This is a genomic window from Stenotrophomonas sp. FR024 (assembly GCF_047500745.2).
Lineage (GTDB): Bacteria > Pseudomonadota > Gammaproteobacteria > Xanthomonadales > Xanthomonadaceae > Stenotrophomonas > Stenotrophomonas maltophilia_A.
Genome location: NZ_JAXAXM020000007.1, coordinates 157,648 through 171,507, shown reverse-complemented (window position 1 = coordinate 171,507; position 13,860 = coordinate 157,648). Strand labels below are relative to the sequence as shown.

Sequence of the window (13,860 nt, the reverse complement as noted above, 5' to 3'; positions counted from 1 at the left end):
CGGCCAGCGGCCGGCGCTACCCCTCCTGATCCGTTATGGTGGTCCAGGAAGTCACCAACACGGAGGTTGAGATGATGTTGCTTTCCTTAGCGCTGGCCGCTGCCATGGGCACGTCAGCCGAACCGCCCAAAGCCCCGGACTGCAGCTACGACCGTGCCGCGATGCTGGCGATGGAACCTGGCCGATTCGATCAGGATCTGGCAGGTGGCTGGCGCCCGCTGGCCGACCGTGGCTGTACCCGCGAAGCGGCCGACCTGCTGTCCGCCTACGGCGCTCTGCCCAAGGCAGAAGGCAACGTCATCATCACCTGGCACGAGGGCCAGCTGCGCGCGGAGCTGGGGCAGACCGCGCAGGCGATCACGCTGATGGAACGCAGCCACAAACCCGTGAACGCGGGCGACCCGGGTTACTGGAATGCCTACGTGGACGGCATGGTCGCGTTCCTGCGCCAGGACCGCAGCGCCCTGGAGAAGGCTCGTGCGAGGCTGGTCGCGATACCGACGCCCACCGCGATGGCGGAGAACATCAAGGACGGTCGCTACCAGTTCACCACCGAAGGCGGGCAGCAGGTGCAGATGCCGTGGCCGCCCAACCTGGATGTGCTTGATGGGCTACTGCGCTGCTTCGGCAAACCCTACATGGAGGCCTATGGGCCAGGCTGCCGGACGCCTGAAACAGGCACCCGGTAACCACCAAGCGCCGCTGTCCGATCGTCAGCCCGTGCGGTAGTGCCGGCCCCTGGCCGGCATCTGTACAGTGCTCGCAAAAAAGGGGACGGAGGGAATTAAGTCGTTTTTGCCATAAACGACTTAATTCCCTCCGTCCCCTTTTTGCTACCGGTCAGCCGATCACGCGCTTGAACGGTGGCAGCGCGTCGATGATGCGCTTGCCGTAACGGCGGGTCAGCAGTCGCGAATCAAGAATGACCACGCGGCCGGTGTCGGTGGAGGTGCGGATCAGGCGGCCGGCGAACTGGGTCAGCGTGCGCAGCGCGTGCGGAATGGCGATCAGGTTGAAGGCATTGAGCCCACGTCCCTCGAACCATTCACTGAGCGTGGCGGTCTGCGGATCGGTCGGCACCGCGAACGGCACCTGGGTGATCACCACTGTGGTGCAGGCTTCGCCGGGCAGGTCGAGGCCTTCGCCGAACGAATTCAGCCCGAACAGCACCGAGCCTTCGCCTGCCGCCACGCGCCGCAGATGCTCGTCGATCAGCCGGGTCTTGGACATCTCGCCCTGCACCAGCACCTGCTTGCGGCGCGCGGCCGACATCAGCCCGGCCACCTTCTCCATCTTCCAGCGCGAGGTGAACAGCACCATCGAGCCCTTGGCCCAGTCCAGTTCGGTGTCCAGGTAGCGCGCCACTTCGCGCGGGTGGCCTTCGCGGTCGTCCGGGGTGACCGGGAACTTCGGCACGATCAGCTCGGCCTGGTTGGGCAGGTCGAACGGTGACGACAGCGAGACCATCTCGGCCTCTTCCGGAATGCCGTTGTCGATCGCCAGCGACTGGAAGTCGCCACCGCCGGTCAGCGTCGCCGAGGTCATCACCACCGAGTCCACTTCATCCCACAGCAGCTTGCGCAGCACGTGCGCGGCCGAAACCGGCGAGCCGTGCAGCACCAGGTCGCCGTCGCGGGTGGCGGTGACCCAGCGCGCCATCGGCGGCGCACCGTCCTTGTCTTCGCGACGCCAGGCCTGCCACAGGTTGTACTGCTGCTCGATCATTTCCAGCGCCATGCCCAGGTTGCGCTGCAGGCGCTCGCGCGCGGCATCGTCCGGCTTGCCCTTGGCCACCTGCGCGGTAGCGGCATGCGCCCAGTTGTAGAGACTGCGGGTATCGTCGGCCAGTGCTTCGATCGGCTCGCGCCAGGCCTCGGGCAGGCGTCCATTGGCGGCGCGCCACATCGGCTCTTCGTCCGCCGGCGCCGGCATCCACACGCGCTCGATATGATCGCGGAACGCGCGCAGCTGCTTGGCCACGTTGCTGGCCACCTCGATCGCTTCATTCGGCAGCAGGTTGCCGAGGCGATCCTTGTCGACCGCGCGGTAGGCGCCGGCGATCAGGATCTGCAGGCGACCGGTGCGCTTGGCCATCTCGTCCAGCGCGAGGCTGGCCGCACCCTGGTCGATCGCCACGTTGCCGATGTGATGGCCTTCGTCCAGCACCAGCAGCATGTCCGACGGCGGTGCGATCAACGGCTGGCCGTTGTCGCTGTCGCCGATCGACAGCGCCGACAGCAGCAGCGCGTGATTGGTGACCACGATCTGCGCATCACGCACGGTGTTGCGCGAACGCAGCACCGCGCACTGTGCCGAGTGCGCACAACGGCGCCCGGCGCAACCCGAAGCCGGCGTGGTGATGCGGCTGCGCAGGCCGGGGCTGATGGTCTCCGGCGCGTTGTCGATATCGCCATCCCAGCTGCCGCTGGTGAAGGCGTCGGTCAGGCGCTTGGCGATGTCCATTTCGATCGGCGCCAGCGGCCGGTCGAACAGCGGCGCGTCATCCTCGAACATGCCGCCCTGCGAGCCCTCGCCCTGCGCCTCGGCGGCATTGCGCGTGCACAGGTAGCGGGTACGGCCCTTGGCCAGCGCCACGGTCGCCTCCAGGCCGGTGGCTTTCAGGAAATTCGGGATATCGCGCTCGACCAGCTGCGACTGCAGCGCCACGGTGCCGGTGCTGATCACCAGCTTCTTCTTGCTGGCCAATGCGATCGGCACGCCTGCGGTGAGGTAGCCCAGGCTCTTGCCGACGCCGGTGGGCGCCTCGACCACGCCGACGCCACCACTTTTCGACAGCGCACGCGACACCACGCCGATCATCTGGCTCTGCGAGCGACGGGTGGAGAAGCCGGGGGTATTGGCCTGCAGCGTCGTGTACGCCTTGCGGATCGCGTCCTTCAAGGTGTCATCGAGGGTGCGCGGAGCGGCGACGGTTTCGGTCACGCCGGGAATTGCCGTAGCTGGATCAGGCCGGGCATTGTCGCATGGCCGGCCGCATTCACCGCCGCTGGGACCCTGAACGGGCCAGCGACGACGCCCGCTGGCGGTCCCGGTCCAATGACCGGACCATCCCAGGGGCAGATACGCCGGGCATGGCCCGGCGCGACCGGTCAGGCGGCCGGGAGCGTACGGGTACGCAGCAGGCGCACCAGCGCCCACACCACCAGCACCACACCGATGGCCTCGACCATCGCCAGCGCGAAATGCAGTACGCCGAGGATGGCACTCAAGCTCGACACGGCACTGAAATCACCGCTGCGGACCATCCACATCGGCAGGATGCCCGCCGCCATGCCGCCGAGGCTGGCCAGCAGCAACAGCAGCAGGCCGACCAGGGCACCGGTGCGGGTGGCATCGCGCGGTGCGCCGACCACCCAGACCAGGCCCACGCACAGCGCGATCAGCACCGGCAGGCGCACGCCCACCATGCTCAGCACCGTGACCAGCAGGGTTGTGCCGTCCATCGATCAGTCCTCGCCGGCCAGCACGGCCGAGCCCCGGCGCAGCGACTGGTAGACCTCGTCGGTCTGCGGGCGCACACCGTGCCACTGCAGGAAACTCTCAGCGGCCTGCTCGACCAGCATGCCCAGGCCATCGACCGTATTGCGGCACTCCGCGGCGCGCGCCCAGGCCAGGAAGGCGATCGCCGCTTCGCCGTAGTTGAGGTCGACGGCGGTGGTCATCGAGTTGACCAGCGACAGCGGCAGCTTGAACTCGACGTCACGGTCGCGGCCGGCCGAGGTGGCGTTGACGATCAGTTCGAAGTCACCCAGATCACGCAGGTCTTCCCAGTAGCGGCTGATCGCGCGACCCGGCTCACCCATCGCATCGATCAGTTCATCGGCGCGTTCCGGCGTGCGGTTGACCACCACCAGCTCGGTGATGCCGGCATCAAGCAGCGCCGGGGCGACGCTGCGCGCGGAGCCACCGGCACCGATCAGCAACATGCGGCGGCCACGCAGGTCCAGGCCATGGCGGTCGGTCAGGTCACGCACCAGGCCGATGCCGTCGGTGGTGTCGCCATGCCAGCGGTCGCCCTTGCGCAGCAGCGTGTTGACCGAACCGGCGCGGCGCGCGCGTGCGGTCAGGGTGGTGCACACCGAGAACGCGGCCTCCTTGTGCGGCGAGGTGACGTTGGCGCCGACACCGCCGTCGGCGGCGAAGGCCTCCAGGCCGGCCAGGAACGCCTCCGGGGCCAGGTCGATCGCGCGGTAATCCACCGCGATGCCTTCCTGGCGACCGAACGTCGCGTGGATCTGCGGCGACTTCGAGTGGGCAACGGGGTGTCCGAAGACGGCGTAACGGTCGGTCATGGAATCCTCAAGCTGGCTAGACTGATGCTCTTTCGTGCACGGACCCGGATGATGCGCATCACCCCGCCCCTGCTGGTGCTTGCCGCCAGTCTACTCTCTGCCCCCGTGGCGATGGCGTTGAACGAGTACGGCATCGAAGGCATGGGCATGGTCTCGACCCGCGCCGACGAGGGCCGCGCCACGATCAGTGCCGATGGCCGGCGCATCGTCTTCGCCCGCCGCCGCGAAGCCGGCTGGGGCCTGTGGGAGGCGCGCGTGGTCGATGGCCGCTGGCAGCAGGCGCAGGCCCTGGCGGTGGGCGTGGCCGGCGAGGCCCGCGATCCGTACTTCAGCCGCGACGGCCGCTGGCTGTTGTTCGCCGCCGGCCGCGAAGGCGCGCTGGCGCTGTACCGGGCCGCGGTGGAAGCCGATGGCCGGCTGGGCAAGGCGCACCCCATGGCCGGCGACGGTGGACGCCACGAAGAGCGCGGGCCGGCCCTGAGCGCGGACGGCACGCGGCTGCTGTTTGCCCGCCAACAGGGCCGTGGCGCCGGCTGGAACCTGTTCGTGGCGACGCTGGATGCGCAGGGCATGCGCGGCCCTGCCACCGCATTGACAGCGTTGAACAGCGCCGATGACGAGACCGACGGCGACTGGCTGGGCAACGATGGCGCGGTGGTGTTCAGCCGCGGCAACGGCACGACCGCACAGGTGTGGAGCAGCGGCTGCGCGTGGAGTGGCGCGGCCCTGCAACCGTTGGGACTGTCGTTCAACCAGACCGGCGGCTGGACCGGCGCGCCGGTGATCGACAACGCCAAGCCAGGCGAAATGATGGTGGCCAGCAGCGCGGCCAGGGCACCGCGTGCCGGTGGCGTGGACGTGTACCGGTTGGCGGTGCCGAAGGTGGCGGCGGTTGCGGGGTGCGTGCCGGGCGCACGGTGACGGCAAACGCCAACCAAGGTTGGCGACTACCAGGGCGATGGATGCGCCAGGTGCGTGCGGTAGATCCACACCGTGCGTGAATGGCCGTTTGGTAGATGCCAACCTTGGTTGGCATGCGGGAAAGTGCCAACCAAGGTTGGCGGCTACCAGAACGTGAGGGTCAGCGCGACAACACCTTGGCGCGCTGCTGCTCGTACTCCAACTCGCTCAGCTGGCCGTTGTCCTTGCGCTGGTTGAGCGCGGCCAGCTCGGCCTGCACGCTGTCCGGCAGGGCCTGCTCACGGGCCACGTGGCGGGCGGCGGAGAGCTGCTCCGGCGGGCGCTTGCCGGCCCGCCAGGCGGCGATGAAGACACCGACGATGATGGCGCCGAACACCAGCGTACCGATGCCCCAGATCAGCCATTGCATCCATCCCAGTTCGGGTCCCATCGCGCATTCCTCCGTCTATCGTGGCGCTATTGTCAGCGCTCGCGCAGCCATCGCGCCACCTGCGGCGCGAAATAGGTCAGGACGCCGTCGGCGCCGGCGCGCTTGAAGCCCAGCAGCGACTCCAGCACGCAGGCGCGCTCGTCCAGCCAGCCGTTGGCGAAGGCCGCCTTCATCATCGCGTACTCGCCGCTCACCTGGTAAGCGAAGGTCGGTACGCCGAACGTGTCCTTCACCCGGCGCACCAGGTCCAGGTAGGGCATGCCCGGCTTGACCATCACCATGTCGGCGCCCTCTTCCAGGTCCAGCGCGATCTCGCGCAGGGCCTCGTCGCCGTTGGCCGGGTCCATCTGGTAGGTCTTCTTGTCGGCCTTGCCGAGGCTGGCGGCGCTGCCCACCGCATCACGGAACGGACCGTAGAATGCCGAGGCGTACTTGGCCGAGTAAGCCATGATGCGCACGTTGACGTGGTTGTCGGCATCCAGCGCACGGCGGATCGCGCCGATGCGGCCGTCCATCATGTCCGACGGCGAAACGATGTCGACGCCGGCTTCGGCATGCGATACCGACTGCTTGACCAGCGCTTCGACAGTGATGTCGTTCAGCACATAGCCCTTGTCGTCGATGATGCCGTCCTGGCCGTGGGTGGTGTACGGGTCCAGCGCCACATCGGTCATCACCCCCAGTTCCGGGAAGCGCGACTTCAGCGCGCGGATCGCGCGTTGCGCCAGGCCGTCCTCGGCCCACGCCGCCGATGCATCCAGCGATTTCAGCGACGGGTCGATCACCGGGAACAGGTCGATCACCGGAATGCCCAGCTCCAGCGCCTCTTCGGCCACCTTCAGCAGTTCTTCGATCGACAGCCGCTCCACGCCCGGCATCGACGGCACTGCGGTGCGGCCGGCCAGTTCGTGCACGAACACCGGGTAGATCAGGTCGTCGGTGGTCAGCGTGTTCTCGCGCATCAGGCGGCGCGAGAACTCGTCGTGGCGCATGCGGCGCGGGCGGTAAAGCGGATGGGACATGGCAGGCTCCGAAGAGTGGCTATTGCAACAGGTAGCCCTGCGGCAGCAGGGGTTCGGGCAACGGGCGTTCGCCGAGCGCATCGAGCTGGTCGATCTCGATCGTGCGCACCAGCGCGTCCAGCGGCAGGTCATTCGGCTCCAGGCCGAACGGGTCTTCCATTTCTTCGCCCAGCTGGTCCAGGCCGAAGAAGGCATAGGCCAGCACCGCCGACAGCACCGGCGTGCCCCAGCCCAGCGAACTGGCCAGGCCGAACGGCAGCAGCACGCAGAACATCCACGCGCAGCGGTGCAGCAGCAGGGTGTAGGCGAACGGCAGCGGTGTGGTGAGAATGCGCTCGCAGCCGGCCTGGATCGACGACATCGCGTGCAGGCGTTCTTCCAGCTGGGTGTAGAGGATCGGGTCGAGGTCACCGGCACGCAGGGCCTGGGCCAGCTCGGCGGCGATCATCGACAACAGCGCGTCGGGCACGTTCTCGCGCTGGCCCAGCTGTTCGCGCTGGCGCTTGTCCAGCCACGGCAGGGCCATCAGCGCCACGATGCGCCCGCGCAGGCGACCGGCCAGTGCATGGGCGAAGGCGGTGGTGAGGTAGGCGATGCGGCGGCGGCGGCCGGTGTCATCGGCCAGCAGCAGGTTGACCTGGCGGGCCAGCGAGCGCGATTCGTAGACCAGCTGGCCCCACAGCTTGCGGCCTTCCCACCAGCGCTCGTAGCAGGCGCTGTTGCGGAAGCTGAGGAAGATCGACAGGACCAGGCCGAGCAGGGTGAACGGCGTGACGGAAACGCGTTCGATGCCGGTGGGCGGCGCCAGTTCCACCACCGCAGCCACGGCAATGGACAGGATCAGGATGGCCAGCACCTTGGGCGCGATCGCTTTGACGATCGAACCGCGCAGGATGTAAAGCAGTTGCCAGCCGTGGGGACGGGGTCGGATGATCATGGGGCAGCCGCGCCGGGCGCGGATTCACAGGCACGCGGGGGGCTCGCGCAGCCATTCATTGTACGCCCCTGCCCGGCCATGGGCCGTGCGCCTGCGACGCCCTGTCGCACCCGGGTGCGGGCTCAGATCACGCCGCCACCCAGGCCCAGGCGCAGGATGCCGACCACCACCACGATGCCGTTCAGGACCAGGCCGGCCCAGGCCCGGCCGCGCTTGCTCGGGTGGGTGAACAGGATGCCGAGCGCGGCGATGACCGCGCCCACCGCAGCGAACGGGATCAGGAACCAGTTGCCCCAGCCCAGCAGTGGAATCAGCGCCAGGATCATCCACAACAGCGCCAGTACGCCCCACAACAGACTGATCACACCCATGCCGCTCTCCCGCAGTTGGTTCCTGCCCCAACCATAGACGTTCCCGCTGCCGCCGCCTACTGCCATTGGCGGGGCTGTCACCCCCGCCGTGCTAGCGTGCTGCCGTGCGTGCCCTGGCCCGGGTGTTGGCGCCGATTCAGAGTGGCCCGCCGATGATCGCAACCAGTCCTACAGGGGTCGTGCCATGAACATCCGTTGGGCCGCGTTGGCGGCCATCCTGCTGGTCGCCGCTGGCTGTGCCAGTACCTCCAAGGTGATGCTGGGCCGCGCCCGCGCACCGATCGATCCGGCGCTGGTGCAGATCTATTCGACGCCACCGGCCGGTTCACAGGAAATCGCCCAGCTGGAATCGGCGTCCGCCGTCGGCTTCGGCACCCAGGGCCAGACCGATGCCGCCGTGGCACGCCTGAAGCGTGAGGCCGCCGCGCTCGGCGCCAATGGCGTGGTGTTGATGGGCGTGGGCAGCAGTGGCTCGCCGGTGGGCATGTCGGTCGGCGCCGGCACGTTCGGCTCGCACGTCGGTGGCGGCGTCGGCATCGGTATTCCGACCACGCAGAAGCGCGCCGCCGGCGTCGCGATCTGGGTGCCGAATCCGGCACCGCCCGCGCGGTTGCCGACACAGGTGATTACGCCGCAACCGCAGCGGTGACGCGGCGGCGTCACCGTGGGTAGTGCCGGCCGCTGGCCGGCAACCTCAGAAATCCTCTTCGCCCAAGGGAAATGCCGGCCAGCGGCCGGCACTACCCCTGCAACAACCGACGCATCGCTCTGGTAGGTGCCAACCTTGGTTGGCACGAAACCCACAGCGCCGACCAAGGTCGGCATCTACCAACGGCAATTGCCGGCCAGCGGCCGGCACTACCCCTGCAATAACCGACGCATCGCTCTGGTAGGTGCCAACCTTGGTTGGCACGAAACCCGCAGCGCCGGCCAGTGGCCGGCACTACCGGTGATGCTCAGCGCTTGTACTTCGGCACGAACACCTTGTTCACCGCATCGGCCAGCTGGTCCGGCGGCAGCAGGCCCTGGTCGAGCAGGAAGTTGTTGAACGCCAGGCGGTCGAACTTCGCGCCCAGTGCCAGCTCGGTCTGCATGCGCAGTTCCAGGATGCGGGTGTAGCCGTAGAAGTAGCTGCCGGCCTGACCCGGCATGCGCACCATGTAGCGGTCCAGTTCCTGGGTGGCCATCGCCTTGGACAGGCCGACCTGCTCGATCAGCACACGCTCGCCGTTGGCGCGATCGGTCAGGCCGAGGTTGAGCATCGGGTCCAGCATCGCGCGCGCAGCCCGCAGCAGGCGGAACTGCAGGGCGATCATCTGCCCGTCCAGCGGCTCGTACGGCACCATCTCGGCCTCGGCATACAGCGCCCAGCCCTCCACGTTCACCGAATTGAACGCGAACATGGTGCGTGCCAGCGACACGCCGCGCTCGACCATGGCGGTGAACTGCAGCTCGTGACCCGGGCGGCCCTCATGCGCGCTCAGCGTCCACGCCGCCGCACCGAAGTTGAAGTCGTCGTACTGCGCACCCGGACCGGCGGCCGGATTGCCCAGCGGCAGCACGAAGGTGCCCTGCTGCCCGGTGTTGTTGACCAGCGGCGCCGGCAGGAAGTGCGGCGCCGGGCTGGCGGCGCTCTCGGCGGCCGAACCCAGTCGCATCTGCATGGCACGCTTGGGCACGTCGACGATGGCGTGCTCGCGGATCAGCGGATCGATCGCGTCGATCACCTTGCGGTAGTGGCCTTCCAGATGATCGTCGGCGATCTTGTCAGCCTTCAGCGCGCGGATCACCGCCACCGGGTCGCTCGGGTCGGCCACCTTCAGGCCCTTGTCCTTCGCCACCAGCGGCGCCAGCTGCTGCATCGCCGAGCGGGTTTCCATGAACTCCAGCTGCGCGCGCTGCATCAACAGCTTCGGGTCGATGTCGATGCCGACCTGCTTGAGCTGGTACGCGTACAACGGTGCCGGCAGGCGTGCGTCGGTGCGAGCCTTCGGCAGCACGGTCGTGCGCGTCCAGGCGGCGTAGTCCTTCATCTGCCCGGCCAGCGCCTTCATTGCTTCATCGGCACCGGCGATCTGGTACTTCTTCAGCAGCGACTCGATACCGGTGATGTAGGTCTCGACGTTGTCCAGCGACTGCTGCACTTCGATCTTTGTCGGCTGCAGCAGGCTGCTGTCCTTCAAGCGCTCTTCATAGCGCTGGCGCGCCAGCGTGGTGAAGGCGGTGCCGCCCGGCTGCAGGCCGGCGTAGGCCTTGAGGCGGTCGAGCGCCTTGGCCCGACGCTCCGCCGGCACCTGGTCGGACAGCAGCAGGTTGAGGCCGCTGAACACGGTCTGCGGCGCATCGCTCCACGGCAACAGGTACTTCTCGTTGAGCTCGCTGCCTTCGATGTTCTGGCTGGCGGCGTGGATCATGATCTCGAGGTCCTGGCGGACATTGGGATCCTGCTCGGTGGCCAGCTTCGCCTTCAGTTCGTCGCGGGCCTTGGCCATCGCGGCGCGGTAGCGCTTGCCGTTGTCCGGGCCGAGGTCGGCCACCTTGTCGTCGTAGCCGGGAACACCGAAGAAGCCGGTTTCCTCCGGCTGGAACGGACCCTGTGCATCAAGCAGGATCTGCGCCAGTGCATTGCTGCGGGCGACCCAGGCAGGGCTGGCAGGAGTGGCGGCCTTGGCGGCGGGTGCAGCCAGCGCCGGCGGTGCGGACAGCAACGGGGCGGCAGTCAGGGCCAGGGCAACAGCGAGCGCAATCGGCTTCATGGGACACTCCAGCAAAGGGTTGCCCGCAACTTACGCGCTCACGGCGATGGCGACAATCGGCTGGAGGTCACGGCGCGGCTGATGGGTAGAGTCGACTGTCAGTCGACTATCGCGCGCAGCGCGGGGTTTTTCAGGCGTCTTGTGGAAAGCAGTCGACTAACAGTCGACTCTACATGGCCGCCCTTACCCGGCCGCGCGACCTGCGGTCACAGCGCGGCGGTCAGCGGGCATTCGCCACGCTCACGGCAGGCCTGCAGCTCGCACTCCCCCGCAGCCTCGTCGTCATCCAGTGCAGTCAGGTCGAAGGTCTGCTTGTCTTCGGCCAGTACATACATCACCGGGTAATCCCAGACTTCATCGCGACGGCTGCCCTGCACGAACAGCCGGCCGTGCGCATGCGGTCCTTCCAGCGCAACGGTCAGGCCGACGTCGCGCTGGCCGTTCATCGCGGTCTGCATGCTGCCCAGCGGCATCGATTCGATATGCAGCGGCTCGCCAAAGGCTTCCACCAGTTCGATGCTGCAGCCCGCGCGGCGCAACGCTTCGCGCATCGGCGGGCTCTCGCGTGCCGCCTCGCTCCAGCGCAGCACGCTCCAGGTCACCACGCCACCGGCGCCGCCCAGCACCAGCACCACCGTCAACGGCATCGCCCAGCGCCAATGACGGTACCACCAACCGGCGGACGTCTGTCGATGGGCGGGAATCGGTGGTGGCAGGGTCATCGGCGGGCTCCTTCCCGGCTGTGGATCAGGGTTTCAGGCAGCGTCCCAGGAAGGCTTCGGCCACGCGGTAGCGATGCAGGGCATCGGCGCCGGACAGGCCATGCTTGGCACCCGGGTAGGTCATCAGCTCGAACGGCTGTGCACGCTTCTGCAACGCGCTCATCAGGCTGGTCGAATTGGTGAACAAGACGTTGTCGTCGGCCATGCCGTGGATCAGCAGCAGCGGCGAGCGCAGGCCGTCGATATGGGTCAGCACGCGCGCTTCGCGGTAACCCGCTTCGTTGCGCGCCGGCAGGTCCATGTAGCGTTCGGTGTAGTGGCTGTCGTACAGGCCCCAGTCGGTCACCGGCGCACCGGCCACGCCACAGGCGTACTGGTTCGAGGCCTTGGCCAGCAGCATCAGGGTCATATAGCCACCGTTGGACCAGCCCTGCACGCCGATGCGCGCCGGGTCCACCCACGATTGCTGCTTCAGCCAGGTCACGCCGCGCAGCTGGTCGGTCACTTCCACCGTGCCCTGCTTGCCGTACAACGCGCCACCGAAGTCACGGCCACGGCGCGGGGTGCCGCGGTTGTCCAGCGAGAACACCACGTAGCCCTGCTGGGCCAGGTACTGGTTGAACAGGTGGTCGCCACGGCCGGGCCAGCTGTCGGTGACGGTCTGGCTGGCCGGGCCACCGTAGACGTACACCGCCACCGGGTAACGCTTGGACGGATCGAAGCCGGCCGGCTTGATCAGGCTGTAGTTGAGCGGGGTCTTGCCGTCGGCCGCGGTCAGCGTGCCGAACTCGATCGGGCGCTGTGCATCGCGGTAACGCGCATACGGATGCTTCGGGTCCGCCAGATCGTTCTCGAGCAGGGTGGCGATCTTCTCGCCATTGGCGCGGAACAGTTCGATCTGCGGCGGCGTGGTGCTGTTGGACCAGCTGTCGACATAGACGCTGGCATTGCGGGCGAAGCTGGCGCTGTGCATGCCCGGTGCCTTCGACAGGCGCTGCGGCTCACCGCCCTGCAGCGACACCGCGTAGATCTGGCTTTCGCGCGAGGTCTCGATGCCGGCGCGGAAGTAGGCCTTGCCAGCCTTCTCATCGACCGCCAGCAGTTCGTCCACCGGCCAGTTGCCGTGGGTCAACGCGGTGGCCTTGCCCTTGCTGTCGATGCGGTACAGATGCTGGAAACCGGTGCGCTCGGACGACCACAGCACGCTGCCGTCATCGAGGAAACGCAGGCTGTTGTGCAACGGCACCCAGGTCGGGCTGGTCTCGTGGGCGAGCACGCGCTGGCGGTTGGAATCGAGCGCCACTTCCACCAGGTCCAGCTGCTTCTGGTCGCGCGACTGGCGCTGGAAGCTCAGGTGCTGCGCATCGCGCCAGTCGACGCGGGCCAGATAGATGTCCTGTTCCTTGCCGAGGTCGACCCAGCGCGGCTGCGCATCGGCGGCCGGTGCGATCACGCCCAGCTGCACGCGCACGTTGGCGTCGCCGGCGGCCGGGTAACGCTGCTCGATCACGTCGGTGCGGTCGGCGTAGACCTCGTAGCGCTTCTGCACCGGCACCGGTGCTTCATCGATGCGCGCGAAGGCGATGGCCGAATCATCCGGCGCCCACCAGTAGCCGGTGTGTCGGTCCATTTCCTCGTCGGCGACGAACTCGGCCACGCCGTTGCCGATGGTGGTGCTGCCGTCGCGGGTGAGCTGCAGCTGCTTGCCGCTGGCCAGGTCGATCACCCACAGGTTGCGGCCACGGATGAAGCTGACGAAACCGCCCTTGGGCGACAGCTTGGCGTCGGTAGCGAAGCCCTCGCCGTGGGTCAGCTGGCGCACTGCGGCCTGGCCCTGCTGCTTGAGGTCGTACAGGTACAGCTCGCCGCCCAACGGGAACAGCAGGCGCTGCGCGTCCGGCGACCACTGGTAATCGACGATGCCGGTCATCGCGGCGATGCGCTGGCGCTCGCGGCGGGCCTTTTCCTCATCGCTGAGGGTCTCGGTGCCGGGCAGCACCACCTTGGAATCCACCAGCAGGCGGGTCTGGCCGCTGCCGATGTCATAGGTCCACAGGTCCAGCTGGTTGCGGTCGCTGTCCTTGCCGCGCAGGAAACTGACCTGCGAACCATCGGGGGCGACCTTCGGCTTCATCAGGGTCGGGCCGGAAAGCGGCAGCGGGCCGGTGATGGCTTCCAGGGTCAGCTTTTCAGCGTGGGCGGCGGTACTGGTGGCGAGCATGAGGGCGAGCGAAGCGAACAGGTGGCGCATGGAGGATCCCGGCAAACGGCAGGTCCGCCACCGCGATGGACGCGGGGCGGTCAGCCTCCATCCTAACCAAGCCGGTGCGGGAAGGCAGCATGACCTTCTGCCCATGAGGCGTGGCGGCCCACCCGCCGCCCCCCCCC

13 protein-coding genes are annotated in these 13,860 nt (G+C 68.0%); 3 read left to right on the top strand and 10 right to left on the bottom strand.

The genetic code is table 11. The features are described 5' to 3' along the window. The first annotated feature begins 71 nt into the window (after positions 1 to 71). Entirely contained in the window at positions 72 to 689 is a 618-nt protein-coding gene (locus ACMZ91_RS10325) for a hypothetical protein (protein WP_049461717.1), read from the top strand. A gap of 151 nt (positions 690 to 840) precedes the next feature. Here ACMZ91_RS10325 and dinG read toward each other — a convergent pair whose 3' ends face one another. The 3 genes from dinG to aroE all read right to left on the bottom strand — a co-directional run bounded on the left by dinG (position 841) and on the right by aroE (position 4,313). Continuing rightward, a complete protein-coding gene (gene dinG, locus ACMZ91_RS10320) occupies positions 841 to 2,943 on the bottom strand; it encodes an ATP-dependent DNA helicase DinG (protein WP_049461681.1) in 2,103 nt (700 codons plus the stop codon). A 167-nt stretch (positions 2,944 to 3,110) separates the two neighbouring features. Continuing rightward, a complete protein-coding gene (locus ACMZ91_RS10315; RefSeq protein WP_005411542.1) occupies positions 3,111 to 3,464 on the bottom strand; it encodes a hypothetical protein in 354 nt (117 codons plus the stop codon). A 3-nt stretch (positions 3,465 to 3,467) separates the two neighbouring features. Then, positions 3,468 to 4,313 (bottom strand): shikimate dehydrogenase, encoded by an 846-nt coding sequence (gene aroE, locus ACMZ91_RS10310; RefSeq protein ID WP_049461680.1) that lies wholly within the window; start codon positions 4,311 to 4,313, stop codon positions 3,468 to 3,470. Positions 4,314 to 4,361: 48 nt separating this feature from the next. On the opposite strand from aroE, the gene ACMZ91_RS10305 reads away from it, so the two are divergent. Beyond that, positions 4,362 to 5,234: a TolB-like translocation protein gene (locus ACMZ91_RS10305; RefSeq protein ID WP_049461679.1), complete on the top strand. Its 873-nt coding sequence runs from the start codon at positions 4,362 to 4,364 to the stop codon at positions 5,232 to 5,234. Positions 5,235 to 5,394: 160 nt separating this feature from the next. Here ACMZ91_RS10305 and ACMZ91_RS10300 read toward each other — a convergent pair whose 3' ends face one another. From ACMZ91_RS10300 to ACMZ91_RS10285, 4 genes are all read right to left on the bottom strand, one after another. Next, entirely contained in the window at positions 5,395 to 5,664 is a 270-nt protein-coding gene (locus ACMZ91_RS10300; RefSeq protein ID WP_049461678.1) for a hypothetical protein, read from the bottom strand. A 32-nt stretch (positions 5,665 to 5,696) separates the two neighbouring features. After that, positions 5,697 to 6,686: a porphobilinogen synthase gene (gene hemB / locus ACMZ91_RS10295; protein WP_049461677.1), complete on the bottom strand. Its 990-nt coding sequence runs from the start codon at positions 6,684 to 6,686 to the stop codon at positions 5,697 to 5,699. A gap of 19 nt (positions 6,687 to 6,705) precedes the next feature. Continuing rightward, the gene (locus ACMZ91_RS10290; protein WP_010482217.1) at positions 6,706 to 7,623 is read right to left on the bottom strand and encodes a bestrophin family protein; all 918 of its coding nucleotides are present in this window, start codon (positions 7,621 to 7,623) and stop codon (positions 6,706 to 6,708) included. A 122-nt stretch (positions 7,624 to 7,745) separates the two neighbouring features. Then, positions 7,746 to 7,994: a hypothetical protein gene (locus ACMZ91_RS10285; RefSeq protein ID WP_006475755.1), complete on the bottom strand. Its 249-nt coding sequence runs from the start codon at positions 7,992 to 7,994 to the stop codon at positions 7,746 to 7,748. Positions 7,995 to 8,178: 184 nt separating this feature from the next. Here ACMZ91_RS10285 and ACMZ91_RS10280 point away from each other — a divergent pair, with 184 nt between their 5' ends. Then, positions 8,179 to 8,643, top strand: a complete 465-nt coding sequence (locus tag ACMZ91_RS10280) for a hypothetical protein (RefSeq protein ID WP_014038879.1) — start codon at positions 8,179 to 8,181, stop codon at positions 8,641 to 8,643. Between the two features lie 307 nt (positions 8,644 to 8,950). On the opposite strand, the gene ACMZ91_RS10275 is transcribed toward ACMZ91_RS10280, so the two are convergent. From ACMZ91_RS10275 to ACMZ91_RS10265, 3 genes are all read right to left on the bottom strand, one after another. Continuing rightward, positions 8,951 to 10,750 (bottom strand): DUF885 domain-containing protein, encoded by a 1,800-nt coding sequence (locus ACMZ91_RS10275; RefSeq protein WP_414576994.1) that lies wholly within the window; start codon positions 10,748 to 10,750, stop codon positions 8,951 to 8,953. A gap of 206 nt (positions 10,751 to 10,956) precedes the next feature. Further along, complete coding sequence (locus tag ACMZ91_RS10270; RefSeq protein WP_277778711.1) at positions 10,957 to 11,472, bottom strand: cytochrome c oxidase assembly factor Coa1 family protein; 516 nt, start codon at positions 11,470 to 11,472, stop codon at positions 10,957 to 10,959. A gap of 25 nt (positions 11,473 to 11,497) precedes the next feature. Next, on the bottom strand, positions 11,498 to 13,723 hold the full coding sequence (locus ACMZ91_RS10265; protein WP_032129127.1) for a S9 family peptidase: 2,226 nt from the start codon (positions 13,721 to 13,723) through the stop codon (positions 11,498 to 11,500). Positions 13,724 to 13,860 lie beyond the last annotated feature (137 nt).

Bases quoted from the DNA above. Each gene is read 5' to 3' on its own strand.
- ACMZ91_RS10265 (WP_032129127.1), bottom strand. From the start codon at position 13,723: ATGCGCCACCTGTTCGCTTCGCTCGCCCTCATGCTCGCCACCAGTACC.
- ACMZ91_RS10325 (WP_049461717.1), top strand. From the start codon at position 72: ATGATGTTGCTTTCCTTAGCGCTGGCCGCTGCCATGGGCACGTCAGCC.
- ACMZ91_RS10270 (WP_277778711.1), bottom strand. From the start codon at position 11,472: ATGACCCTGCCACCACCGATTCCCGCCCATCGACAGACGTCCGCCGGT.
- ACMZ91_RS10280 (WP_014038879.1), top strand. From the start codon at position 8,179: ATGAACATCCGTTGGGCCGCGTTGGCGGCCATCCTGCTGGTCGCCGCT.
- ACMZ91_RS10290 (WP_010482217.1), bottom strand. From the start codon at position 7,623: ATGATCATCCGACCCCGTCCCCACGGCTGGCAACTGCTTTACATCCTG.
- aroE (WP_049461680.1), bottom strand. From the start codon at position 4,313: ATGACCGACCGTTACGCCGTCTTCGGACACCCCGTTGCCCACTCGAAG.
- hemB (WP_049461677.1), bottom strand. From the start codon at position 6,686: ATGTCCCATCCGCTTTACCGCCCGCGCCGCATGCGCCACGACGAGTTC.
- ACMZ91_RS10275 (WP_414576994.1), bottom strand. From the start codon at position 10,750: ATGAAGCCGATTGCGCTCGCTGTTGCCCTGGCCCTGACTGCCGCCCCG.
- ACMZ91_RS10305 (WP_049461679.1), top strand. From the start codon at position 4,362: ATGATGCGCATCACCCCGCCCCTGCTGGTGCTTGCCGCCAGTCTACTC.
- ACMZ91_RS10285 (WP_006475755.1), bottom strand. From the start codon at position 7,994: ATGGGTGTGATCAGTCTGTTGTGGGGCGTACTGGCGCTGTTGTGGATG.
- ACMZ91_RS10300 (WP_049461678.1), bottom strand. From the start codon at position 5,664: ATGGGACCCGAACTGGGATGGATGCAATGGCTGATCTGGGGCATCGGT.
- ACMZ91_RS10315 (WP_005411542.1), bottom strand. From the start codon at position 3,464: ATGGACGGCACAACCCTGCTGGTCACGGTGCTGAGCATGGTGGGCGTG.